The 24,083-nt window shown below is 62.9% G+C and carries 21 protein-coding genes; 11 read left to right on the plus strand and 10 right to left on the minus strand.

What is annotated here, in order from left to right; translation table 11 throughout:
* Window positions 1–5 precede the first annotated feature (5 nt).
* Entirely contained in the window at window positions 6–1,019 is a 1,014-nt protein-coding gene (locus tag AC1RTP_RS05010; protein ID WP_498605263.1) for a diguanylate cyclase domain-containing protein, read from the plus strand.
* Between the two features lie 3 nt (window positions 1,020–1,022).
* Here the strand turns inward: AC1RTP_RS05010 and AC1RTP_RS05015 are convergent, their stop codons facing one another.
* Window positions 1,023–1,706 (minus strand): carbonic anhydrase, encoded by a 684-nt coding sequence (locus tag AC1RTP_RS05015; protein WP_498605264.1) that lies wholly within the window; start codon window positions 1,704–1,706, stop codon window positions 1,023–1,025.
* 149 nt (window positions 1,707–1,855) lie between these two features.
* On the opposite strand from AC1RTP_RS05015, the gene AC1RTP_RS05020 reads away from it, so the two are divergent.
* A complete protein-coding gene (locus tag AC1RTP_RS05020; protein ID WP_498605266.1) occupies window positions 1,856–3,352 on the plus strand; it encodes a thymidine phosphorylase family protein in 1,497 nt (498 codons plus the stop codon).
* Here AC1RTP_RS05020 and AC1RTP_RS05025 read toward each other — a convergent pair.
* Window positions 3,349–4,053 carry a substrate-binding periplasmic protein gene (locus AC1RTP_RS05025; RefSeq protein ID WP_498605268.1) on the minus strand — a complete coding sequence of 235 codons (705 nt, stop codon included), beginning with the start codon at window positions 4,051–4,053 and terminating at the stop codon, window positions 3,349–3,351. The two genes, AC1RTP_RS05020 and AC1RTP_RS05025, sit on opposite strands and share 4 nt — an antisense overlap.
* 80 nt (window positions 4,054–4,133) lie before the next feature.
* Between AC1RTP_RS05025 and AC1RTP_RS05030 the strand changes: the two genes are divergently transcribed.
* Window positions 4,134–5,624, plus strand: coding sequence for an AMP nucleosidase (locus tag AC1RTP_RS05030; RefSeq protein ID WP_498605270.1), 1,491 nt, complete (start codon window positions 4,134–4,136; stop codon window positions 5,622–5,624).
* A 2-nt stretch (window positions 5,625–5,626) separates the two neighbouring features.
* Here AC1RTP_RS05030 and AC1RTP_RS05035 read toward each other — a convergent pair whose 3' ends face one another.
* The 4 genes from AC1RTP_RS05035 to AC1RTP_RS05050 form a co-directional block, all read right to left on the minus strand.
* The gene (locus tag AC1RTP_RS05035) at window positions 5,627–6,373 is read right to left on the minus strand and encodes an SDR family oxidoreductase (protein ID WP_498605272.1); all 747 of its coding nucleotides are present in this window, start codon (window positions 6,371–6,373) and stop codon (window positions 5,627–5,629) included.
* A gap of 90 nt (window positions 6,374–6,463) precedes the next feature.
* Window positions 6,464–7,027 (minus strand): CPBP family glutamic-type intramembrane protease, encoded by a 564-nt coding sequence (locus AC1RTP_RS05040; protein WP_498605274.1) that lies wholly within the window; start codon window positions 7,025–7,027, stop codon window positions 6,464–6,466.
* Window positions 7,024–8,250 (minus strand): L,D-transpeptidase family protein, encoded by a 1,227-nt coding sequence (locus AC1RTP_RS05045; protein WP_498605276.1) that lies wholly within the window; start codon window positions 8,248–8,250, stop codon window positions 7,024–7,026. Before AC1RTP_RS05045 ends, AC1RTP_RS05040 begins: the two co-directional genes overlap by 4 nt.
* A complete protein-coding gene (locus tag AC1RTP_RS05050) occupies window positions 8,250–9,461 on the minus strand; it encodes a L,D-transpeptidase Cds6 family protein (protein WP_498605277.1) in 1,212 nt (403 codons plus the stop codon). The genes AC1RTP_RS05045 and AC1RTP_RS05050 overlap by 1 nt, the downstream gene beginning before the upstream one ends.
* A 156-nt stretch (window positions 9,462–9,617) precedes the next feature.
* On the opposite strand from AC1RTP_RS05050, the gene AC1RTP_RS05055 reads away from it, so the two are divergent.
* The 6 genes from AC1RTP_RS05055 to AC1RTP_RS05080 all read left to right on the plus strand — a co-directional run bounded on the left by AC1RTP_RS05055 (window position 9,618) and on the right by AC1RTP_RS05080 (window position 17,654).
* On the plus strand, window positions 9,618–10,289 hold the full coding sequence (locus AC1RTP_RS05055; RefSeq protein WP_498605279.1) for an aldose epimerase family protein: 672 nt from the start codon (window positions 9,618–9,620) through the stop codon (window positions 10,287–10,289).
* Window positions 10,290–10,338: 49 nt separating this feature from the next.
* On the plus strand, window positions 10,339–11,640 hold the full coding sequence (locus AC1RTP_RS05060; protein WP_498605281.1) for a DUF3422 family protein: 1,302 nt from the start codon (window positions 10,339–10,341) through the stop codon (window positions 11,638–11,640).
* On the plus strand, window positions 11,637–12,803 hold the full coding sequence (locus AC1RTP_RS05065; protein WP_498605283.1) for an esterase-like activity of phytase family protein: 1,167 nt from the start codon (window positions 11,637–11,639) through the stop codon (window positions 12,801–12,803). Before AC1RTP_RS05060 ends, AC1RTP_RS05065 begins: the two co-directional genes overlap by 4 nt.
* 99 nt (window positions 12,804–12,902) lie before the next feature.
* Window positions 12,903–13,514 (plus strand): glutathione S-transferase family protein, encoded by a 612-nt coding sequence (locus AC1RTP_RS05070; protein ID WP_498605285.1) that lies wholly within the window; start codon window positions 12,903–12,905, stop codon window positions 13,512–13,514.
* Complete coding sequence (locus AC1RTP_RS05075; RefSeq protein ID WP_498605287.1) at window positions 13,511–14,389, plus strand: pyridoxamine 5'-phosphate oxidase family protein; 879 nt, start codon at window positions 13,511–13,513, stop codon at window positions 14,387–14,389. The genes AC1RTP_RS05070 and AC1RTP_RS05075 overlap by 4 nt, the downstream gene beginning before the upstream one ends.
* A 106-nt stretch (window positions 14,390–14,495) precedes the next feature.
* Window positions 14,496–17,654, plus strand: a complete 3,159-nt coding sequence (locus AC1RTP_RS05080; protein ID WP_498605831.1) for an EAL domain-containing protein — start codon at window positions 14,496–14,498, stop codon at window positions 17,652–17,654.
* Here the strand turns inward: AC1RTP_RS05080 and AC1RTP_RS05085 are convergent.
* Both AC1RTP_RS05085 and AC1RTP_RS05090 read right to left on the minus strand, forming a co-directional pair.
* Window positions 17,651–18,034: a response regulator gene (locus tag AC1RTP_RS05085; protein ID WP_498605289.1), complete on the minus strand. Its 384-nt coding sequence runs from the start codon at window positions 18,032–18,034 to the stop codon at window positions 17,651–17,653. The genes AC1RTP_RS05080 and AC1RTP_RS05085 overlap by 4 nt on opposite strands.
* Entirely contained in the window at window positions 18,027–18,521 is a 495-nt protein-coding gene (locus AC1RTP_RS05090) for a GAF domain-containing protein (RefSeq protein ID WP_498605291.1), read from the minus strand. The genes AC1RTP_RS05085 and AC1RTP_RS05090 overlap by 8 nt, the downstream gene beginning before the upstream one ends.
* A 106-nt stretch (window positions 18,522–18,627) precedes the next feature.
* Here AC1RTP_RS05090 and AC1RTP_RS05095 point away from each other — a divergent pair, with 106 nt between their 5' ends.
* Window positions 18,628–21,015 carry a penicillin acylase family protein gene (locus AC1RTP_RS05095; RefSeq protein ID WP_498605292.1) on the plus strand — a complete coding sequence of 796 codons (2,388 nt, stop codon included), beginning with the start codon at window positions 18,628–18,630 and terminating at the stop codon, window positions 21,013–21,015.
* On the opposite strand, the gene AC1RTP_RS05100 is transcribed toward AC1RTP_RS05095, so the two are convergent.
* On the minus strand, window positions 21,005–21,895 hold the full coding sequence (locus AC1RTP_RS05100) for a dienelactone hydrolase family protein (RefSeq protein WP_498605293.1): 891 nt from the start codon (window positions 21,893–21,895) through the stop codon (window positions 21,005–21,007). The genes AC1RTP_RS05095 and AC1RTP_RS05100 overlap by 11 nt on opposite strands.
* A 99-nt stretch (window positions 21,896–21,994) precedes the next feature.
* Here AC1RTP_RS05100 and AC1RTP_RS05105 point away from each other — a divergent pair, with 99 nt between their 5' ends.
* Window positions 21,995–22,924 (plus strand): sensor domain-containing diguanylate cyclase, encoded by a 930-nt coding sequence (locus AC1RTP_RS05105; protein ID WP_498605294.1) that lies wholly within the window; start codon window positions 21,995–21,997, stop codon window positions 22,922–22,924.
* On the opposite strand, the gene AC1RTP_RS05110 is transcribed toward AC1RTP_RS05105, so the two are convergent.
* Window positions 22,904–24,076, minus strand: a complete 1,173-nt coding sequence (locus AC1RTP_RS05110) for an acyltransferase family protein (RefSeq protein WP_498605295.1) — start codon at window positions 24,074–24,076, stop codon at window positions 22,904–22,906. The genes AC1RTP_RS05105 and AC1RTP_RS05110 overlap by 21 nt on opposite strands.
* Window positions 24,077–24,083 lie beyond the last annotated feature (7 nt).

Below are 24,083 nucleotides of genomic sequence, written 5' to 3' on the forward strand. Positions count from 1 at the left end.
CGGCCATGCTCGAAATTTCTCTCGCTGCATTGGCCAGCGCCTTGCTGGCGGCGGGGGTTACAGCCTGGTTAATGCTGCGCCGCGTAACGGGTATTTCGCGCTTGCTGCGCCAGCGTATGCGCAGCGCTGCTTCGCGCGAGCACCTTGTGGCCAAGGTTTTCGACGCTACTTCGGAAGGTATCCTTGTGGTTGATCGTGATATGCGCATCGTAGAGGCCAATCGGGCCTTCGCCTCCATGAGCGGCTATGAGCGCCAGAAGCTGATCGGCCAGCATCCGCGCATCATGCAGTCCGGCCGGCAGGATGCGGATTTCTATAAGAATATGTGGCAAGGCTTGCAGGGCAGCGGCCAGTGGCAGGGCAAAGTTTGGGACAAGCGCTGCGACGGCTCCTTGTTCGCCGCCCACCTGACCCTGAGCGCGGTGCGCGACGACAAAGGCAGGGTGCAGTACTACTTCGGCCTCTTCACCGACATCACGGAGGAATGCGCGCGCCAGGAGAAAATCGAGCAGATGGCTTTTATCGATCCGCTCACCCGCCTCCCTAACCGGCGTTTGATGGAAGACCGCTTGCAGCAGGCGCTGGCCTTTGCCGCGCGCACCGAAAAGCTGGTGGCGGTCTGTGTGATGGACCTGGACGGCTTCAAGAGCGTCAACGATACCTTCGGCCATGAGGCGGGCGATGCGGTGCTGGTGGAAGTGGCGGGCCGCTTGCAACAAGTGGTGCGCGCCAACGATACCGTTGCGCGGTTGGGCGGCGACGAATTCGTGCTCCTGCTGGCGGGCCTGAGTGACGTCGGGGAAGCGGAAGAAATCCTGGAACGGGCGCTGGCCGCCGTGCGCGCGCCGGTGCGGCTGGTCGACGAACAGCCGGCTTTCGTGTCGGCCAGTATCGGACTGGCCGTGTTCCCGCATGACGCGCAACTGGCGGAAGACCTGCTGCGGCGCAGCGACGCGGCCATGTACGCGGCCAAGCGGCAGGGGCGCGATCGCTGCAAAAGGGCGCAGGCCCGCTGCTGAAAACTACAGGCTTTCCATGACGGTGCGGCCGTTCAGCGGCTGGACCGGGCGGGCATTGTGTTTGTAGGCCTGGGCGAAACGCTTCAATTGGGACTCCGAAATCTCGACCGGCGTTTTCAGTACGAACCAGTTGACACCTTCGCTGCACGGCGGGGTGGTCAGCGAACCGGCGAAGTTGTAATAGCCCTGGCTTTCCGGCAGCAGCTTGCCGATATCGATGTTCACTCCGGCCACTTCCTGCGGCGCGCCTTTTTCCTTCGGCAGGGCATCCCACAAGGTCTGCACCAACTGGTTATCTGCTCCTTTGCGGAACAGCACCGCTACCACGGCCAGCTTGCCTTCTTCGTTCTTATGCACCAGGTGGGCCACCAAGGGATAGCTGCGGCCATTGATCTTTTCTTCGCTTGGCTTGTGGAAGTGGAATTGCAGCAGTTCGTGACGCTTGCCCTCGATCGTGAGGCTGCTGCCTGCGGCATAGTTCACCTGGATCGTGTGGCCGTTGTCGAGGATCGTCAGCGGCGACGAATTGTATGCAAATTCGAGCGCCGGCAGCTTAGCCTTGCTGGTCTTGCGGATGTCGATCGGCGACTGCTGGCGTCCCAGCTCGCAGGTGCTGAAATCTTCTTTGGCGAAGGCCGCGGCAGGCAGCAGGGCGGCGCATAGCAGGAAGGTGACGGCGTGTTTCACTGTGTAGTCCTCTCAGGTTGTCCAACGTTGAAAGCGGCAGATCGTAGCACCGCTTTCCGCCGCACGTTATTTCGTGAGATTGATACAGGTCATTCCCGGCGCAAGGACTATTATTTAGGCTGTTCGCAAGGAGCCAAAAGGAGCGAGATATGGGATACGCACTACGCGCCAAACGGCTTGGCATCGACACTTACCAGCAACCGGTGGCCTACCTGCGGCGCGACAGCGCGGTGTGCAGGGCGGAGGGATTCGAGGCGCAGTCCCGCATCGAGCTGCAATGTGGCGAGCGCGTTGTGGCCGCCATGCTGAACGTGGTCGATGGCGAGTTGCTGGACGGGGAGGTCATCGGCCTGTCGGAGGCGGCCTGGGAAGCGCTGGGCGCAGCGCCGGACATGCCAGTCACTGTGCGCCACCCGGCGCCGCTGGCTTCTTTCGCCGCAGTGCGCGGCAAGATCCACGGCCGCCCGCTGGACGATGTGGCGGCGCGGGAAATCATTGCGGATATCGCCGGTGGGCGCTATCCGGACATCCACCTTTCCAGCTTCATCACCGCCTGTTCAGGCAACCGCCTGGACCTGGCCGAAACCATTGCCCTGACGCGCGCCATGGCCGCCGCCGGCCAACGCATGCACTGGCCTTCACGGGTCGTGGTGGACAAGCACTGCGTCGGCGGCCTGCCGGGCAACCGCACCACGCTGCTGGTCGTGCCCATCGTCGCCGCTTGCGGCATGACCATGCCCAAGACTTCGTCGCGCGCCATCACTTCGCCGGCCGGCACCGCCGACACCATGGAAACCCTGGCGCCGGTGGCAATCGGCATCGACGCCATGCGCCGCGTGGTGCAGCAGGAAGGCGGCTGCATCGTCTGGGGCGGCAGCGTGACACTGAGCCCGGCCGACGATGTGCTGATCCGCGTCGAGCGCCCGCTGGAACTCGATAGCGACGGCTTGCTGGTGGCCTCGGTGCTGTCGAAAAAGCTGGCGGCCGGCGCCAGCCATGTGCTGATCGACATTCCGGTCGGCCGCACCGCCAAGGTGCGCTCCGAACAAGCGGCGCGACAGCTTGCGGCGCGGCTTGAAGGGGCCGGGAAGGCGTTGGGACTGGCCGTGCAATGCGTGCTAAGCGACGGCAGCCAGCCGGTCGGCGTCGGCATCGGTCCGGCGCTGGAGGCGATGGATGTACTGGCCGTGCTGCAGGGTGCAGCCGATGCCCCGCAGGATTTGCGCCAGCGCGCCCTGACGCTGGCGGCAGGCGTGCTGGAACTTGGCGGCCGCGCGGCACCTGGCGCCGGCATGGCGCTGGCGGAGCAGACCCTTGTTTCAGGCGCGGCGTGGAAGAAATTCCAGGCTATCTGCGCGGCGCAAGGCGGCATGCGCCAGCCGCCGGTCGCGGCCTGTTCGCATGTGCTGGAAGCGCGCCATGCGGGCCGCGTGGTGGCGGTGGACAACCGCAAGCTGGCTACTTTGGCCAAGCTGGCCGGCGCGCCGCGGGCGGCGGCAGCCGGAGTTCGCTTCTTTGCGTCGCTGGACAGCGAGCTCGAAGTGGGGCAGCCAATCTTAGCGATTCATGCCGACACGCCGGGCGAACTGGCATATGCGCTGGAATTTGCCGAGGCCCAGAGCAACCTGGTGACGGTCGAGCTTTAGCGGCGAGGGATGTCGTTGCGGGCCAGGATGGCGCGGTTCAGGCGCTCCATCGTTTCTGCCGGCACGTCGCGGCTGCAAACGATATAGCGTTTCAGTCCGGGCGGCATGTCGGGGAAGTCGATCAGCACCAGGGTTTGCAGTTCCGGATACCTCAGGCGCAGATAATTCCAATCCTCGCGATCGACGAACAGGTAATCGGCGCGGCCGAAAGCCACCATGCGGAACATGGCCGACGTCTCCACGGTGCGGCGCATGACGCGGTTTTCGCTGCTGGCGATCAGGGCGTCGAGTTCCTGGCCGTAGGACACGCCATCGATCACCGCCAGGGTCAGGGATTTGTCCGCTACCAGCGACTTCAAATTGGTATGGGACCTGATGCGGGGTACCACTGACGGCACGGCCAGTATGGCATGCGGCTGGTCGGTATGCATTGGCAGCGAATACTGTGCGACTGCCTCGCGCTCGGGCAGGCGGTACCAGCTGATGGAGCAGTAATTCTGGATGCCGTGGCTGAAATTGGCCCAGATACGCTTTTGCGGTTCGTTGACGAAACGTGCGGGTACTCCGGCGGCGGCGAATACCTGCTTCGCGCGATCGAGCATGAAGCCTTTCGCGACGCCATTTTCAAAATAATAGTAGGGTGGTTTCTCGCGCCAGGCCACGGTCAACGGCGCGTCTGCCACCGCGCTTGCCGTGCTCACTGCCGCAATCACTCCGATTAAATATTTCTGCCACATGCTGCCATTATAATAGGATCAAGCCCGCAGAAAGGAGTAGCACGATGTTCAGCCGTCCCCACGTAGCACCCCGCATGTTTGACGACCCTTCCGCAGCATTGGCCCAGGTCCGGGCGATATACGACGATAGTATCCGCTTTTTGCGAGAATCCCTGCAGCGCTTTGTCGAGGGCGAGACCCCCACCGAGCGTGTGCGCGCCTGTTACCCCTACGTTAGGGTGCAGACCGAGACCGTGGTGCGTGCCGATTCGCGCCTGTCGTACGGCTTTGTCGCCGGCCCAGGCGTCTTTGAGACCACGCTGACCCGGCCCGACCTGTTCGCGGGCTACTACACCGAACAATTGCGCCTGCTGCTGAAGAATCACGGCAAGCAGCAGATGCAGATCGAAGTGGGCCTGAGCGCCCAGCCTATCCCGATCCACTTTTCCTTCGCCGAGCATGACCATATCGAGGGCAGCCTGAGCGCCGAGCGCCGCATGCTGATGCGCGACGTATTCGACTTGCCCGACCTGGCCGCCATGGACGACGGTATCGCCAACGGCACGTACGAGGCGCCGCCCGGCGAGGCCCAGCCGCTGTCGCTGTTCACCGCACCGCGCGTCGACTATTCGCTGCAGCGCCTGCGCCACTACACCGGCACCTCGCCCGAGCACTTCCAGAATTTTGTGATGTTCACAAACTACCAGTTCTACATCGACGAATTCGTGCGCATGGGCCATGAGCTGATGGCGAGCCCGGATAACGATGGCTACGTCGCCTTCGTGGAGCCCGGCAATATCGTCACGCGCCGCGTCGGCCACGCCATGCAGCCGGGCGACGACCTGGGCGCCGCGCCGCCTCGCCTGCCGCAGATGCCGGGCTACCACCTGGTGCGCGCCGATGGCAGCGGCATCAGCATGGTGAACATCGGCGTCGGCCCGGCCAACGCCAAGACTGCGACCGACCATATCGCCGTGCTGCGACCTCACGCCTGGCTGATGCTTGGCCATTGCGCCGGCTTGCGTAATACGCAGCAACTGGGCGATTACGTGCTGGCCCACGGCTATGTGCGTGAAGACCATGTGCTCGATGAAGACTTGCCGCTGTGGGTGCCGATTCCGGCGTTGGCCGAGGTGCAAGTGGCGATTGAGTCGGCGGTGGCGGAAGTTACGCAACTGGGCGGCCATGACCTGAAGCGCGTGCTGCGCACGGGCACCGTGGCCAGCACCGACAACCGCAATTGGGAACTGCTGCCGCAACGCACGCCGGAGCGCCGCTTCAGCCAGAGCCGCGCCGTGGCGCTGGACATGGAAAGCGCCACCATCGCCGCCAACGGCTTCCGTTTCCGCGTCCCATACGGCACGCTGCTGTGCGTGAGCGACAAGCCGCTGCACGGCGAAATCAAGCTGCCAGGCATGGCCAACCAGTTCTACCGCGACCGCGTCGACCAGCACCTGCGCATCGGCATCCGTTCGCTGGAAAAGCTGCGCGGCCTGGGTTCGGATAAGCTGCACAGCCGCAAACTGCGCAGCTTTGCCGAGGTGGCCTTCCAGTAAGCTTAGCGGCGCAGCCAGTCGTCCAGGCGGATGGCGCCGAGCCGCGGCTTGGCGCCGATTGCCGGCACCAGGGTGGCGTGCGCCAGTTCGGAACCGAAGTAGCGGGCCTGGGCATCGGCCACGATAGGCCGCGCCTCGCCGTCCGCTTCCATGACGCGGCGCACCGCCTGCTCGATGGACATTTGCTGCGGCCCGGCCAATTCCACGGTGGCGTTCAGCGGCGCTGCCAGGGCAAGCCTGGCCAACGTCTCCGCCACGTCATCCGCCGCCACCGGCTGCATCAGCGCTGGCGGCAGGCGGATTGCGCCATCTACCTCGGATGCGTGGCCGATCACGTTTACGAATTCCATGAATTGCGTGGCGCGCAAGATAGTGTAGGGCACGCCGCTCTGCTTCGCCGCTTCTTCCTGCGCAAGCTTGGCGCTGAAGTAGATATTCTCCGGCAGCCGCTCGGTGCCGACAATCGACAGCACAACGTGGTGGCGCACGCCGGCTTCCTTCGCGGCCCTGGCTAGATTTCGGCCGGATTGCTGGAAGTGCTCGATCACCTCGGCTGCTGCATAGGAGGGAGAATTGCCCACATCGACCAGCACTTGGGCGCCCTCCAGCGCAGGGGCCAGGCCTTCGCCGCTGACCGCATTGACGCCGCTCGCCCGCGAAGCCGCCAGCACTTGATGACGGTTTGCCCGCAGCAGCTTGACCAGTTTCGCGCCAACCAGTCCGCTCCCTCCGATCACTACAATTTTCATGGTCTTCTCCAGCTTGTCGAAACATCGACAGTACAACCTGCCGAAAGCGCCAATCGGCGTACGTGGAGAATACCCTTTATCTCCTGCCAACTATGTTGGCGGCTTGGCGACGATGCGGCGCACCGCATATAGCCCGAGGATGTCGATCAGGGTGTGCGCCAGCATTGCTGCGATCAAGCCGACATGGGTGTACACCAGGCCAAAAACCATGCTCATGCCGAAAACGCTGCCAGCCTGCAGCAAAGCCGCACGGTCGAAACGCCCGAAGTCGTAGGCGCTGGCGTGCAAGAGAAGGAAGAGCAGGGAGCTGAGCCAGATGCCGACCAGCGGTTGCAGCGCGGCGCGGAACAGCATTTCCTCGCCGATGCCGGCGGCCAGTGCAATCCATACTGGATTCAGGCCGCGCAGGTCGAGTTGCCCATAGCTGTCGGCGGTGCGTTGCACGGAGTCGGCGCCGGGCTTGCGCAGCGCACTGAGAAAGGAGGCTGCGCCCACGAGCAGGCCAAGTGCGGCGCCGATCAAAACTTGTTGCGGCCAAGGCAGGCCGGCCAGCAAGGCTTCTGGCAATGCAGCGCGTTGTATGAAACGGATCAGGAGCAGCGCCACCAGCATGATGACCAGGCAGGTCAACAGCTGACGGCGCAGGGGAATCAAATCATGCTTTCGAAGATGATCTTCCAGTCGCTGCCTTCGCGCGCCCAGTATTGGCGCTTGCGCTGTGTCGAACGGTTTTTGCCGATCTTCGATTCAAGGGTGAAGGTGCTGACCAGCATATCGTTGCGGCTTGGGTAGCGGAAGATGGTCACTTCGCTGAGCGAGACACTGAGGTTGTTGACGCTGGCCAGTGGGCGCATATCTTTTTCGTACCAGGTTTTCAGGTCTTCGCCGTTGGCGGACTTGAACTTGGACGAATAATTCTTCAGCAGGCGCTTGCTGTCTGCGCTCACCAGGTCGGCGCGCCAGGATTCGACCAGGCGGTTGGCGGTAAAGCGCTCGGCATCCCACTTGGCCTTGGTGATGAACTCCTGGTGGTCGGCGATCACCACCGGGGTCTTGCCGATATCGACCGTGCCTTCCAGCTTGCGCAAGTCTTCGTTGGTCAGCACCACGCAGCCGTCGGAAGCGAGCGGAGGGCGGCTGTAATTGTCAGCCGGCGTGCCGTGCAGGAAGATGCCGCCGCCGCTGCGGCCATTCAGGCGGTCCCACTCGTTCGGGTAGTTGATGCGCAGGGCGCTGGCGCCGTAAAAGTCCGGCAGTTTTGGACCGGCGACGCGGCCAGTGATGTAGTACACACCCAGGGGGGTTTTCTGGTCGCCTTCGCGGAATTTGTCGACACCCAGCTTGCCCTGGCTGACGTAGTAATCGGTGAGCAGCTTCAGTTGGCCGTTGGCATTCTGGTAGACGTACAGGCGCGACTGGGTGGCGTCGACCACCAGCACATGGCGCATGTCGGCGCGCAGCTGCAGCACGGAACGCGGCGCCAGTTCCGGGCCGGGACGCGCCACCAGGGTTTGCAGCCGCACGCGCGCTTCGTCGCGCAAGTCTTTCAGCTTGTCGGAAGGACCGTTGATGCCAGCGCCCATTTGGGCCACCGGCTGGGTGTGCATCAGCAGCAGGTCGCCGCGGATCATGTGCCCGACGCGGAAATTAGGATAGGCCTGCACCAGGGCGTCGGCTTTGGCCATCGCTTCCTGCAGCTGGCTTGCGCGCAAATCCTTGTAGATTTCGAGCAGCATGATTTCCGCATCCTGCCGGGCGCGCGGCGATTCGGCAGGATGGATCGATTTGGCCATGCCGATGCCGGCTGGCGTGAACAGGGTGCACGCTGCCAGCAGCGCTACAGCCGCGCTGATGCTGGCTCGCTTCGACTTCTTCATCAGCCCCCCGACTGCTCTTGCTTGATCAACCAGTTCTTGCCTTGCTTCTCGAGCACCAGGGTCTTGCGGCCGGTGGTGCTGAGACGGTCCGACACATACTTCTGGCGGAACTTCACGGTCGCGGTATTTCCGTTGACCGAGATTTGAGGCGACTCGACGGTCACCTTGATATGACCTTTGCCCTCGATGCGGGCAGTGCGGTCAGCTTCCCAGGACTTGCGGTTCTGGCCCTTCGGTACCTGGAAATTGCCACTGTAGGCGTTCAGGTAGCCTTTCATGTCCTGCGAGCTCCAGGCCTTGGCCCAGTTCTCTACAGACTTGATCACGTCGGCACCGTCGGTATCTTCTTTCTTGGGTGCTTCCGGCTTTGGCTCAGGTTTGCTTGCGGCCTTTGCCAATTGTACCGCCGGGGCAGGCGCAATGGCTGCCGGCGCTACAGGGATCGGTTTCGCTTGTGCAGGGGCCGGCGCAGGTGCAGGAGCCGGAACCTGTTTAGCCTGTGCCACGACAGGCGCCGGGGCTGGAGCAGGCTTCGCTGGCGCAGGCGCGGCCACTGGCGGCGGCATCACTTTGGCCGGTGCCGGCGCGGCTTGCGCGATCACAGGAGCCGGAGCAGGGGCGGGCGCAGGCGCCGCCTTGGCTGGCGCGGAAGCCGGCGAAGCTGCAGCCAGCAGCGTTGCAGGCTCTCCCTTGGGCGTGAGCGTGCGCACCATGGCCAGTTTCGACTTCTGCGGCGGTTGTTGCCCCGGGTCCGCCAACTGCATCGCCTTGTCATAAGACTGGCTGGCCAGCTTGGCATACACATCGCCCAGGTTTTCATGCGCCGTGGCGTAAGCCGGATTGGTGCGGATGGCGCGTTCCAGCGCGACGCGAGCCTTGTCGTAATTCCCGGCCGATGCATGCAAAACCGCCAGGTTGTTATAAGGCTCAGGTAATTCCGGATAATCTTCCGTCAGTTTTTGGAAAACATTAATGGCATCGGCGCTTTTGCCCTGTTCGGACAAAATCATTCCTTTGATAAAACGCAATTGAGCATCCTTGGGGTGTTGCGATAGTGCAACATCAACCTTGGCTAAAGCTGCGGGTAACTGCCCGGCGCGCATCATTTTACTGATGTCGGATACCTCATCTGCTTGCGCTGAAAAGCACGCTGCCAAGAGCGCCGCCCCTAGCGCAAGGGCTGTACGAGAGGAAAATTGCGATGCCTGCATTTATTAATTTGCCGACCGGAAATAAAGCCTAATTTTATCAAATATACGGTGGCTGAATATACTTAAGAAATGGAACTAAGCATTACACAGGAAGACGCCGGGCACACTGCGGAAGGTTTGCCGCTATTTATATTCACCCTTTGTAACCGGCACGGGATGGAAGTGCGCCTCAGCACCCTCGGCGGGGCCATTGCCAGCCTGCGGGCGCCAGACCGTCACGGGCGCCTGGCCGACGTGAGCGGCGCTGATGTGAGCGATTGCGGCATCCACCTGCTGCCAGCGCCGGGACGCGCCCTGCACCGGTTGCCCTGGCATGCCGTGCCGCTCGTCGAGGATGCCTCCGTGGGACTGCGCCTGGTCAGTCCCGGCCCGCAATCCGTGGTTGCCACCTATGTGCTTGATGACGCCAATGGACTCTTGTTGCATTGCCATGCCCCGGGTGCCGCGCAGTCGACGCTGAGCCTGCGCGCAGCCTTCAATGTGGCAGGCGAGGGCGACGCGGGGCGGCAATTGCTGATGATTCGCGCTGGGCGCGTGGTGCCGGCCGGAGCCCATGAGCAGGACGTAAAAGGCACGCCCTGGGATTGCCGTCTTCCGCGCCCGGTGAGCGATCTGCCGGGCCAGGCGCGTTACCTGCTGGACCCCGGGCGTGGTGAAAATGCTGCACTGCATTTGCTCGATCCGGATAGCGGCCGCCTACTCGAAATCTTCACCGATGCCGGCAGTGTGAGACTGGGAGCCAGTGATCCGCCATCGCAGTTTTGGCTGGAACCGCTGATGGCTGTGTCTGAGGGTAAGTTGCTGCTGCGTTGCAGCGCAGCAGCATGAGGTAAATACAATGTTACTATCTAGACTCTGCCATCACTGAGCCTAGCCCATGAGTATCGTGTTTTCCAGCCTGAATCATGCGCAGCGCGTGCCCCTTGCTGCCGAGATCCACTCGCGCCCCTTCCTGAAATTGGAGGCGCCAACCCTGCTGAGCCACTTCGCCGTGATTGGCGAACAGGAGCAGCAAGCGTTGCTGGCGGATCTGTGCGGCCATTTCGGCGTGGCGGCGCCGGCTGAGGGTGGAAAATATTTCAGCCACGACTTCGGCCGCTTCCGCCTGAAGTGGGAGCTGCATACCGAATTCGCCACCTTTACTTTCGCTGAAACCGTGAACAGCATGCCAATGCCGGAGGAGGCTTTCGCCAATATGCCGGTGCGCCACCTTCCAGAGCAGTGGCTGCTGCGCCTTAAGGGCAGGGTGCTGGTGGCGGCGCATGTCCTCTTGGGGCGCCCGGGAGGCAAGCAGCAGGCCTTTGCGGAGAGCCTGCAGCGCCTGTTCCAGGGTGCTCCGCTGGCGGGTAGTCAGGTAATGAATGGCGGCGAGATGTGGACCGATTTCGCTATCCACGCGGATGGCTTCAGCCGCTTCGTCATTTGCGACGCCGGCATGCACGAACAGCAGTCCGGCCGCCTGGTGCAGCGCGTGCTGGAAGTTGAAACCTATCGCATGATGGCGCTGCTTGGCCTGCCGGTGGCGCAGACGGCCACGCCCGAACTGAACGAGGTCGAGTCCGAGCTGGCGACGCTGGCCGGCGCCCTGGTGGAAGCGGATGGCAAGGTCGATGACGGCTCCACCGAGCAGGCACTGCTCGACCGCATTACCCACCTGGCGGCGCGTATTGAAAAGGTATCGGCCGATACCAGCTATCGTTTCGCTGCGTCCAAGGCTTACTTTGGTCTGGTCAACGCGCGTATCGATGAATTACGTGAGCTGCGCATCGAGGGCACGCCGACAGTGGAGGAGTTCATGGAGCGCCGACTCGCGCCTGCCATGAAAACTTGCGAAGCCGTGGCCGCGCGCCAGCAGGCGCTGGCAGTCCGTATCGCCAACAGCAATGACTTGCTGCGCACCCGCGTCGGCATTGTGCAGGAGGCGCAGAACCGCAAGATCCTGCAATCGATGAACAAGCGCGCCGCGCAGCAGCTGCGCCTGCAGCAGGCAGTGGAAGGCCTGTCGGTAGCGGCAATCTCCTACTATGTGGTGGGCTTGATCGGCTACACCGCGAAGGGCGCCAAGGTGCTTGGCGTGGGCGTGAATCCAGAACTGCTGATGGGCGTGATGGTGCCGGTGGTGGCGATTGGCATGTGGCTAGGCCTGCGCGCCATGCACAAACGCTTGCACCACGCATGATGCAGGCCGCCCGGCGCCTCCCAGCATTCGCACAAGCCGCCGTGCTTGGCGCAGCATTAGCCGCGACACTGACCGGCTGCGTCATCACGCCGAGCGCAGCCCCGGTCGGCCCGGCGCCGTCATCGGTTAGCGCGTTGCGCTTCATCGGCGAACAGCGCGTGCCGCACCGTGCGCTTTACGAAGGCACCATGCTGGGCGGTTTTTCCGGCCTCGATTACGACGCAGCCCATGGCCGCTGGGTGATTGAATCCGACGACCGCTGCGCGCACAACCCTGCGCGCTTTTACGAAGCGGAATTCGATTTTGACGCCAACGCCTTCCACGCCGTGCGTTTCGTCGGCGTGCATCACTTCATCAACTCGGACGGCATGGATTACGCCGCCAGCCCGGCCGGTTGCGCCCAGGCCGACGTCGAATCAATCCGCATCGACCCGCTTGACGGCAGCATCTGGTACGCCAGCGAGGGCGATCGCCGGGCCAACCTCGATCCATTCATCCGCCACGCCACGCGCGATGGCGGCTTTCTGGCCGACTTGCCGCTGCCTGAAAACTTCAAGGTCCACAAGAACGAAGAGCGCGGCTCCCGCTACAACGCCGTCTTCGAAGGCATCGCTTTCGCGCCTGATGGCCGCAGCCTGTGGGCCACGCTCGAATGGCCGCTGTATGAAGATGGCCCGATTCCGACCGCCCAGCACGGCGCACTGGCCCGCATGACGCAGTTCCAGCGCGACGGCAAAGTGCTGCGCCAGTTTGCCTATCCGGTGGACGCGATTCCCGCCGAACCCGGCCCGGGCAAGGAGGCCGAAAACGGCGTCACGGAAATCCTCCCACTGCCCGATGGCGAGCTGCTGGTGTTGGAGCGCGCTACCGTGCAGGGCGCCGACGGCGTGCACCGAAATTACGTGCGGATTTATGCTACCGACACGCGCGCTGCGAGCGACGTGAAGTCGCTTCCAGGCTTGACCGGCGCCACATTCACACCCGCCCGCAAGCGGCTGGTGCTGGACCTGGCCACGCTCGGCCTGCCGCGTATCGACAACCTGGAGGCAATGTCCTTCGGCCCGCGCCTGCCCAACGGCCACGCCACCCTGGTATTGGCAAGCGACGACAATTTCGGCAAGACCCAGGTCACCCAGTTCCTGTTGTTCGAAGTGCTGCCCTAGGAATTGTTCCGGATAATGGAATAGTTAATTGCCATTTGCGGTGATTCTAATCATCGCCAACATGGATCAAACTCTCATCATTACTTGAGAGGAGAATCCATGAAACTGTACTACCACCCAATTTCCGGCCACGCCCACCGCGCCCACCTGTTCCTGTCCCTGCTGGGCCTGGACTTCGAGCTGGTCGAGGTCGACCTGCTGAAAGCCGAGCAGAAAACCGAAGCCTTCCTCAAGCTCAATCCCTTCGGCCAGGTGCCGGTGCTGGAAGATGAGGATGCCGTGATCGCCGATTCCAACGCCATCCTGGTCTACCTGGCCAGCCGCTACGGCGATGCCGGCTGGCTGCCGAAGGACCCGGTCGGCGCCGCCGCCGTGCAACGTTGGCTGTCGGTTGCCGCCGGTGAAATCGCCAGCGGCCCCGCCACCGCCCGCATCATCAACCTGTTCAAAAAGCCTGTCGACCCAGCCGACGCCATCGCCCGCGCCCATCGCATCCTCGGCCTGGTGGACAGCAGCCTGGCCGGCAAAGCGTGGATCGCCGCTGCGCAGCCAACCATCGCCGACGTTGCCCTTTACAGCTACATTGCCCGCGCGCCGGAAGGCAATGTGGACCTGGCGCCGTACGCCAACGTCACCGCCTGGCTGGCCCGTGTGGAATCACTGCCGCGCTTCCAGCCCTTCATCAAATCACCAGTCGGGTTAGCAGCATGAGCGCGCCCTGGCACGCAGGTGAAATCGCGCTGCAAGCCACGATCGGCGCGGTCGAACGCATGGACGAAATCGGCCGCAAGGTGATCCGCAATTACATGCCGGAACAGCACCGCGACTTTTTTGCGCAGCTCCCGTTCGCCGTGTTCGGCAGCGTCGACGCCGAGGGCCGGCCCTGGGCCACCCTGCGTGCCGGGGAAGAAGGATTCATGCATTCGCCGGACCCGCAAAGCCTGCAGCTCTTGCTGCCGGCCGAAGCGGACGATCCGGCACAAGCGGGCCTGCGCGACGGCGCCGCCGTCGGCATGCTCGGCATCGAGCTGCACACGCGGCGCCGCAATCGCCTGAATGGACGGCTGCGCGCGCTGGGCGATGGGCGGTTTGAAATCGCCGTCGCCGAATCGTTCGGCAACTGCCCGCAATACATCCACAAACGCGATTATCGTTTCGAGCGTTTGCCGGGAGAGTCATCGGGCCTGCCGCCGCGCCGACTGCCGCAACTGGATGCGCTGGCGCGCGACCTGATCAGCCGCTCAGGCACTTTCTTTGTCGCCACTTACTCCGGCGAGGGCGACGAAATGCGCGTCGACGTTTCGCACCGTGGCGGCGAACCGGGTTTCGTCCGGCTCAGCAGCAAGGGCAAGCTCATTATTCCCGACTATGAGGGCAATCGCTTTTTTGCCACTCTCGGTAACATTCTGCTGAATGGCAAAGCTGGTTTGGTGTTCCCGGATTTCGACAGTGGCGGCCTGTTGCAAATGAGCGGCGCGGCGCGCGTCGTCGTGGAAGGCGAGGAAAGGCACTGGGAATTCGAGCCGCAGCAGCTTGTGTGGCGGGAAGATGCGTTGCCAATCAGATGGGCGCTGCTGGCAAAATAGTTCTGCTACCATCAGTGGCATGGACAGGGCTTCTCTCGCTTCGCCGGGAAGGACCAGGCTGGACGCATTCACTGCTGTGTATGAGGACAGCCCCAACTTGGCTTTCATGATGGACGCCGAAGGCATATTGCTTGCTGCGAATGCTCACGCACGGCGCCTGGCGGGAGACCTTGACGCTGGCCGCAAGGCCTTTGATCTTTTCCGCAACTGGTCGGCAGTCGAATTGCGCGACGATGCCATGCCGGAGGCCAGAGCACGCGGCATGTGGCGAGGCGAACTTGCCTTGCGTGAAAAAGAGGGCGACGGCAAGCCGGTTGCGCTGGCGATGGAATACTATGCCGGCCACGAAGGCCAGCCCGAATGCTTCCGCTGCCTGATCACGCCCTTGCCCGAAGCCGATTCCTACGGCTCCCGCCTGCGCTTCAAACGCTTGTTCGACTATCACCCGCATCCCATGTGGGTATACGACGTTGCCACGCTGCGTTTCCTGGTGGTGAATCGCGCCGCGATGACGGTGTACGGCTACAGCGAAGAAGAATTCCTCGAAATGACGATCGAGGACATTCGCCCCGCGCATGAAATCGAGCGGCTGCGCAACGACCTGTCTACCACGACGGCATTGGCGCAGCAATCCGCCGGCTGGACCCATCGCCGCAAAGATGGGCGCTATATTCAGGTGGAAATCTCTTCCCACCCGCTGCTGATGGCCGGCCACAAGGCGCGCTTCGTGTTCGCCCACGACGTGACCGAACGGCTGCGCATTGAAAGGGCGCTGCATGAATCGCGGGAAATGACACAGTTGGTAGTCGACCATATTCCGCACCAGATCTTCTGGAAAGATATGGACCTGCTGTACCGCGGATGCAATGACGTATTCCTGCTCGCCGCCGGCATGAATTCACAGGAAGACGTGGTGGGCAAGAGCGACTTTGATTTTCCCTGGGCGCACAATGCGGAGCGTATCCGCAGCGACGACCAGCAAATCATACGCAGTGGGATCCCGCAACTTAACCGCGAAGACCACCTGCTGTTTGCCGACGGCAGCGTGCACTGGTTCCTGATCAATAAACTGCCTTTGCATGACCAGGCCGGCAAGACGATCGGCCTGCTCGGCACCATCGAGGACGTGTCCGAACGCAAGCAGGTGGACCTGATGCTCCAGCTGCATAACCGCGCACTGGAATCGAGCGTGAACGCCATTGCGATCACCGCCATTCGTGACAGCAGCGACGAGATCGATTACGCCAACCAAGCCCTGGCCGAACTGACCGGCTACGCGGCCAATGAACTATCCGGCCGCAGCCTCGAACAACTGCTGGCTGACAATGATGATGCCGCCGCCCGCACTGCCCTCCATGAAGCCGTGCACGGACAGAGCGATGTGCAGCTGATGCTGCGCGGGCACCGCAAGGATGGCCGCGCCTATTGGGCGCAGTTGCATGTGGCGCCGGTCGGCGGCCTGCAGGGCCAGCACACGCATCGGGTCTGCGTGCTGACCGACATGACCTCCACCATGGATTACCAGGCGCAGCTGGAACACCAGGCCAGCCACGACGCGCTGACCGGCCTGCCGAACCGCAACCTGTGCGGCGATCGCCTGGCACAGGCGATCGGCTACGCCCAGCGTTATGGGCATACAGTGTGGGTGGCCTTCATCGACCTGGATAACTTTAAGCAGGTCAACGACAACCTTGGGCACGAGGCTGGTGATGAATTGCTGCGCACTGTGGCATCGCGCTTGCATGGCTGCATACGCGATACCGACACTGTGGCGCGCATGGGGGGCGATGAATTCGTGCTGGTGCTGCTGGATGGCCACGAAGCGACGCCATCGCAAGCGGTGCTGCGCAAGATCCTGGACAGCATTGCGGCGCCCATGCAACTGGCAGGGCGGGAGCATGCGGTCACCTGCAGCATGGGCGTTTCGCTTTATCCAGCGGATGCCACGGATCCGCAACTGCTGATGCGCTATGCCGATATCGCTATGTACCGCGCGAAGGAGAATGGCCGCAACCAGGTGCAATTTTACGAGCCGGCCATGCACGCGCGCATCGTGGAGCGCGCCGCCATCGAGAACGAATTGCGCGGCGCTTTGGTGCGCGGCGAAATGTTCCTGGTCTACCAGCCAAAGATGAACGTAGCCACCGGCGAAATTTCCGGGGTTGAAGCGCTGCTGCGCTGGCAGCACCCGACCATGGGGTTGATTCCGCCGGGCCGCTTCATCGGCGTGGCGGAAGAAACGGGCCTGATCGTGGCACTCGGCCGCTGGGTGATCCACACCGCCTGCGTGCAGAACAAGGCCTGGCAGGAGGCGGGCCTGAAGCCGCTGCGCGTGGCGGTCAACGTGTCGGCGCGGCAGTTCCGCGACAAGAGCCTGGCGGACGAGGTGGTGGAGGCCCTGCGCAGCACCGGCCTGCAAGCCCAGTACCTTGAACTGGAGCTGACCGAGAGCATGATGATGGAGAACCCGGACGAAGCCGTGGCCACCGTGCAGCGGCTGAAAAAAGTTGGCGTAGCGCTGTCGATTGACGATTTCGGCACAGGATATTCCAGCCTGGCTTACCTCAAGCTCTTCCCCATCGATTACCTGAAGATCGACCAGTCCTTCGTACGCGACATGCTGGGCGATCCCACGGTGGCCGCGATTGTGCGCTCGGTGATTTCGCTGGGCCACAGCCTGGACTTCCGCATCATCGCCGAGGGTGTTGAATCGGAAGGACAGTTGGCCTACCTGCAGCGCTATAACTGCGACGAAGCGCAGGGCTACCACCTCAGCAAACCGATCATGCCGGAAGCGTTCGCCTCCTTGCTGCAGCAAGAGCAATCGCGCCAGCCCGCGCTGAGGCCAACTGAACACCGGGCGACCTTGCTGCTGCTGGACGACGAGCCGAATGTGCTGTCGTCGTTGATGCGCCTGTTGCGCCGCGACGGCTACCAGATCCTGCCGGCCCACAATGCGCAGGAAGCGTTTTCCCTTCTGGCCACCCACGAAGTGCAAGTGGTCGTCAGCGACCAGCGCATGCCGGACATGAGCGGCACCGAGTTCCTGAGCCGCGTGCGCAAGCTTTATCCGCGCACGGTGCGCATCATCCTTTCCGGCTACGCCGAACTGGAGTCGGTGCTGAACGCCATCAACCGCGGCGAAATCTACCGCTTCTACACCAAGCCCTGGGACGACCAGGCCCTGCGCGAGAATATCCGCGACGCCTTCCGCTACCATGAGTTGATGCACGGCGGCGAAGGCAATGCCCCGACGGGCACTTAGGCGCCGGCCAGGGCGCTGAAGGCGTCAAGCAGGGTCCGGGCGCGGAAGGGTTTCAGGACGATGCGCGTGATGGCGCGTTCGCGCAATGCTGCCAAAAGCACATCGTCGCAGCGCGATGCCAGCACGGCGATCGGAATGCGCGGGCGGCTGGCGCTGTGGCCCTGGCGCACCAGGTCGAGCAGGGTGAAGTCATAGGCGTCGCCGGCGTCGATGGAAATCAGGGCGCCGTGGAAGGCGCGCTGGCCCAGGAGCTGGCGCGCCAGCGGGGCGTTGGCTGCTTCCTGCACTTCGGCCAGGCCCATTGACCGCGCAGTCAGGGCGACGGTTCGACGCAGCACGCTTTCCGGTTCCACCAGCAGCATTTGTTTGAGTTCAGCCACGGCTGTTCTCCAGTTCCTGGATCACCAGACTGCGCAGGGTGGAAAGGATGGCCAGCGCCATGGGGTCGAGCTTGCGAGGCTTGGTATCGATGATGCACAGGGTGCCGAGCGCCAGGCCGTTGGACAGGATCAGCGGCGCTCCTGCGTAGAAGCGGATATGCGGCGCGCCGGTCACCAGCGGGTTGTCGTGGAAGCGCATGTCGAGCAGGGCGTCCTCGATCACCATGATTTCTGCGCGCATGATCGCGTGGCCGCAAAAGGAAATATCGCGGCCCGTCTGGCAAGTGTCGCCCAGGCCCACAGCGGCCTTGAACCATTGGCGGTCGGTATCGAGCAGGGAAATCAGCGCGATGGGCACCTCGAATTCCTCGGCGGCGAATGCGACGATCTTGTCGAATCGCTCCTCGGGTGGCGTGTCGAGCAGCAGTAGTGCAAACAGGGCTGCCAGGCGCTCGGCCTCGTTCGATGGAGTGGGGGCGGCGATCATGGGAAATACTGTAGCACGCTTACAGTTGCACGCTTACACTTTTAGTACCCCTATTTTTTTGGATTTCTGGCAAGATTAACTCAACAGAATAAGAATGGGGTTGCCGATGGCAAAGCGATGGCTGAAGCGTCTTGCGCTAGGTTTGCTGGCGCTACTGTTGGTAGTGATTTTTGGGGTGTGGTTCTTCCTGCGCGGCAGCTTGGCCCAGCTGGATGGACGGCGCAGTGTTAGCGGACTGGCCGCCACGGTGACCGTGGCGCGCGATGCCAATGGCGTTCCTTCGATTACCGGCAGTCACCGCGATGACGTGGCTTATGCAACCGGCTACGTACATGCGCAGGACCGCTTCTTCCAGATGGACCTGCTGCGCCGCAAGCCTTCCGGCGAGCTTTCCGAATTGTTCGGCGATAAGACGCTGGAGATGGATCGCATCAACCGCCTGCATCGCTTCCGCGCCCGCGCCGCACAGGCAATCCAGGCAATGCCTGCGGCCGACCGGCGGCTGCTGGAACGTTACACCGCCGGTGTGAATGATGGCCTGAACGCGCTGGGCACCCGGCCCTTTGAATACGGCCTTGTGGGCATGACGCCGCGTCCCTGGGCGCTGGAAGATTCCTACCTGGTGGCATCGGCCATGTATATCGACTTGCAAGTGACGGGCATAGGCCGCGAGCTTGCGCGCGGCTGGCTGAAAGAACATGCGAGCCCGGCGCAACTGGCCTTCATTCTGCCGGAAACAACTCAATGGGATGCGCCGCTGGACGCCGCCAGCCCGCCGGCGCCCGATGCGCCGATTCCTCCCCGCGCGCCGGACTGGTGGGGCAAGGGTGTGGCGCCCGAGCCAGCCACGCTGGCCGCGGCATCCTTCGTCGATGGCGTGGGCAGTAATAATTGGGCGGTGTCGGGCAAGCGCAGCCGCAGCGGCGCCGCCATCGTGTCGGACGATATGCACCTGAACATCAGCCTGCCGGGAACCTGGTATCGCATGCTGCTGCATGTGCCGGGCCCGCATGGCAGCACGCGCCGCGTGGTCGGCGTCAGCATCCCTGGCGTTCCGGCAGTGGCGGCGGGCAGCAACGGCGACATCGCCTGGGGCTTTACCAATAGTTATGGCGACTATATCGACCTGGTGGAAGTGGCGACAGCAAAGGATCGTCCGGGCCAGCTCAAGCTGCCGGGCGGCTGGGAGACCCCGGTCGAGCACAACGAGATCATCCTTGTCAAAGGCAAGCCCTCGGTCGCCTTGAAAGTGCGCGAGACTTCGCTGGGCCCGGTGATGCGTGCTGGTAGCCGCGACTATGCCTTGCACTGGGTGGCGCATGACCCAAAGGCGGTCAACCTCACACTGCTGCATATGGAGGAGATGGAGAACGTGAACGAAGCGCTGGCGTTGGCGCCCAAGATCGGCATGCCGGCGCAGAACCTGGTGGTGGGCGACAGCAGCGGCAATATCGGCTGGACCATCGTCGGCCCGCTGCCGCAGCGGCCTGCAACGCCGGTCGATGCAAGTTTTCCTCTGGCGGCCAACGGCAGCACGCGCGGATGGCAAGGCTTGCTGCCGGCGGCGTCCTATCCATCGGTGCGCAACCCATCGAATGGCCAGTTGGTGACGGCCAATAACCGCCAGTTGCTTGGAGCCGATGCGCTGAAACTGGGCGACGGCGGCTATGACATGGGCGCCCGCGCCAGCCAGGTGCGCGATAGCGTGGCGGCGCTGGGCGACATGACCGACGAGCAGGGCGTCTACAGCGTGACGCTGGACGACCGTGCGCTGTTCATCTCCCAATGGCGCGACCGAGCATTGGCCGTGCTGGACGACGACGCGGTGAAGGGCAAGCCGCAGCGCGCCGAACTGGCCCGCCTTCTGAAGACCAATTGGACTGGCCACGCCAGCGTCGATTCGGTGGCATACCGCGCCAGCCGTTCCTTCATGTGGTCCCTGTATGAATTACTTTACGGCGGCGCCAATATCGAATTAGCGAAATTGAACAAGGATACAAATATGCGCGCCGCGTCCAGCCGCTGGCCGGTGGTGCTGGGCCGCTTGCTGGATGAGCGTCCAGCCGGCTGGCTGCCGCAAGGCTACGCCAGTTGGAAAGCCTTGCAGCTGGCGGCGCTGGACCGGACCATCGAGTACATGTCCAAGGAAGGCAAGCCGTTGGCATCGGCCACCTGGGGCGCACGTAATACGGCTAGCATCGCCCATCCGATTGCCGGTGCGATGCCGATGCTGAAGAAGTGGTTGAGCGTTCCGCCCGACCAACTGCCGGGCGACAGCAATATGCCGCGCGTGGCGGGACCGGCTTTCGGCCAGTCCGAGCGCATGACAGTGTCGCCGGGCCATGAGGAGCAGGGCTTGTTCAATATGCCGGGCGGCCAGAGCGGCCATCCGCTTTCGCCCTTCTTCCTGGCCGGCCATGCCGACTGGGTCTCAGGCAAGCCTACACCGTTGCTGCCAGGCCCAGTCGTCCACACCTTCACATTTACGAAGTAGCGGTCTTCTGCCGCAGGAAGTCCACGGTCCGCTGCCAGGCCAGCCTGGCAGCCGCTTCGTCGTAGCGCGGGGTGGTGTCGTTATTGAAGCCGTGCTCGACGCCGGCGTAGACATGGTGCTCGTAATGGGCGCCAGCGGCTTTCAGTGCTGCTTCGTAAGCCGGCCAGCCGGCGAGAATGCGGGCGTCGTTGCCTGCGTCGTGAATCAGCAGGGGCGCCTTGATCTTCGGTACATCGGCGGCCGAAGGCTGCTGGCCGTAGAAAGGCACTGCCGCCGCCAGGTCGGGCACCATCGTCGCGAGATAGTTGGCCATGCCGCCGCCATAGCAGAAACCCACCACGCCTACCTTGCCGTTGCTGGCCGCGTGCGACTTCAGGATTTGTTCTGCGGTGAGAAAATCGGCGCGGGTTTTGGCCTGGTCCAACTTGCCGAACAGTTCGCGCGCCTTGTCTTCGTCGCCCGGGTAGCCGCCGAGGGGGAAGAGGGCGTCCGGCGCAAACGCCAGGAAACCGTCGAGCGCCAGGCGGCGCGTAATGTCCTCGATATGCGGATTCAGGCCGCGGTTTTCATGCACCACCAGCACTGCCGGCAGCTTGCCCTTGGCGGCCGCAGGCTGCACCAGGTAGCCGCGCAGCGTGCCATAGCCGTTCGGGGAAGGATATTCCACATAGCCGGCCTTGATGCGCTTGTCGCCGGCCGCCGCCAAAGGCGCGGCGAAGCTTGGCGCCAGGGTTGCCAGCAAGGTGGCGCCGGTCGCTCCGGCCACCGCATAGCGCGTCGCGCGCGAAATAAAATCGCGGCGGCTCAACTGGCCATGTACATATTTGTCGAACAGCTCCAGTACTTCGGGATCAAAGTCCTTGGCGGTAAGGCGTGTCATCGCGGCATTCTCCAGGTAAATTAGGCTGTCAAGTCTACTCCGACCGGTGCATAATGGGAGTTCGACTCTAGCCAGAACTCGCTATTGATGAGGCAAGCAATGATGAACGATTTTGCAGCCGCTTCCAAGGCCACGATGCAATTCCTTCGGCAGCGCCTGGGCTTCAAGTTATGGATGGTCACCCGCAACGACGGCAAGGACTGGATCGTCCTCTTTGCCGAAGACCACGGCTACGGCGTCAAGCCTGGCCAGGTCTATAGTTGGGCGGAGACCTTGTGTTCACGCATGGTGGAAGGACAGGGGCCCCACATCGCGCCCGATGTGACGAAGGAACCCTCCTACGCCGAAGCTCCGATTACGCAGCAGATTGCCATTGGCGCCTATGTTGGCGTGCCATTGCGGCGGGCCGACGGCACGCTGTTCGGTACCCTGTGCGCCATCGATCCGGAGCCGCAGCCTGAGCGCATTCGAGAAGACAAGGACATGGTGGTGCTGATGGGCGAGCTGCTGGGCGGCTTGCTGGAGGCCGAACTGGCCGGCATCGAAGCCGCACGCAAGGCTGAACGCATTGACGTCGATATCACGCGCGACGAGCTGACTGGCCTGTATAACCGCCGCGGCTGGGACATGCTGGTCTTGCGCGAGGAAGAACGCTGCCGCCGCTATGGCCACCCGGCCTGCGTGGTATCGCTGGACCTGGATGACCTCAAGTTTTATAACGATACCCAAGGCTATGCTTCCGGCGATGCGCTGCTGATCCGCTGCAGCAAGGCCCTGAAGGAAGTCACGCGCGGCTCCGATGTGGTGGCGCGCATGGGCGGCGACGAATTTGCGATGCTAATGGTGGAATGCGATTACTTCGATGCCCAGGCCATGCTGCTGCGGGTTCAGGAAACGCTGGCCGGATACGATGTGGGCGCATCGATCGGGATGGCTATGCGCAAATCCGGCATCGACCTGGAGGAGGCCCTCGCCATTGCCGATGCCGAGATGTACCGCGCCAAACGGTCACGCAAGGTTTTGAACTAACTCTTCCTGTGCGGCAGGTTTGGCGGCTGCCGCTTTCCCCACGCCGAACAGCGGCTGCAGCAGCGGCACGCGGCGTACTACCTCGAACACGCCAAAACTGATCGCCAGGGTCAACACCGCAATCAGCAAGCCCTCCGTCACCGGCGGAAGGCTGGCCGCGCGTAAAGCCATGGCCAGGCAGATGATCAGCGTCTGGTGCAGGATGTAAACCGGGAACACGGCTTGTGTCAGGTAGCGGCGTTTGGCGCTGTCGAAATTCAGGTGGCGATGGCCGAAACCGCAGACAGCGACGATCCCGCCCCATTGGCACAGGGCGTAGATGACACGCGCCACGGGAAGCCAGGTGATCTGGAATGGTCCGTTCATCGAACCGAAGCAGACAACGGCAGCCCAGCTTGCAAGGAAGAAGCCAAACGCGGCAAAGCGCGCGTCGTCCAGCCGTTGCCAGAACTCGCCTCGGCGCGCCATCGCCGCACCCAACAGGAAGACCGGCAAGCTCATGGCGTGGTTATGCCAGTCTGCCACCAGGTTGTGGGTATGCGGCCAGTGCGACAGCAGCAGGATGCGGCCCAGGGCCAGCACGGCTACCGGGAGTACGAACAGTTTCCACCCATGCAGCTGGCGCAGCAGCCAGGAACTGGCGGCCTGCACGCGGTGGCTGCCGATGGCGGCCAGGATCAGGGTGTACACCCACAGGTAAGGCAGGAACCACAGGTGATTCCATGTCGGCAGGTCAAGGCAGCCATTGTGGTCGCAGAAGCCGTGGTGGGCCCGCACATAAAGCTGCATGAAGTCGAAGTAGCTGCCTTGGTAAGCGACATCGGAAACCACCTCGAAGTACGCTTGTGGAGGCACGATAAAGAACATACCGAAGATAAGCGGGATCAGCAGGCGTTTGCTGCGTTCCTTCGCCAGTCCCTTGCCACCGAGTTTTTCCAACAGGAAAGCAGCTGCCGCGCCCCCGATCAGGAATAACAGCGACATGCGCCAGGGAGAGGAAAGCATCATGAAAGGTTCAATGGCATCGCTGGGATGGGGCGTCTTTACATGCCAGTCCCAGGTCACGTAATACATGCCGGTGTGGTACAGCACCAGGAGGAAGAAAGCGCCGATGCGCAGCCAGTCGAGGAAGAACAGGCGTTTGTTTTGCATGATGGTT

This window comes from Pseudoduganella sp. GW821-FHT11H04, from assembly GCF_058807935.1.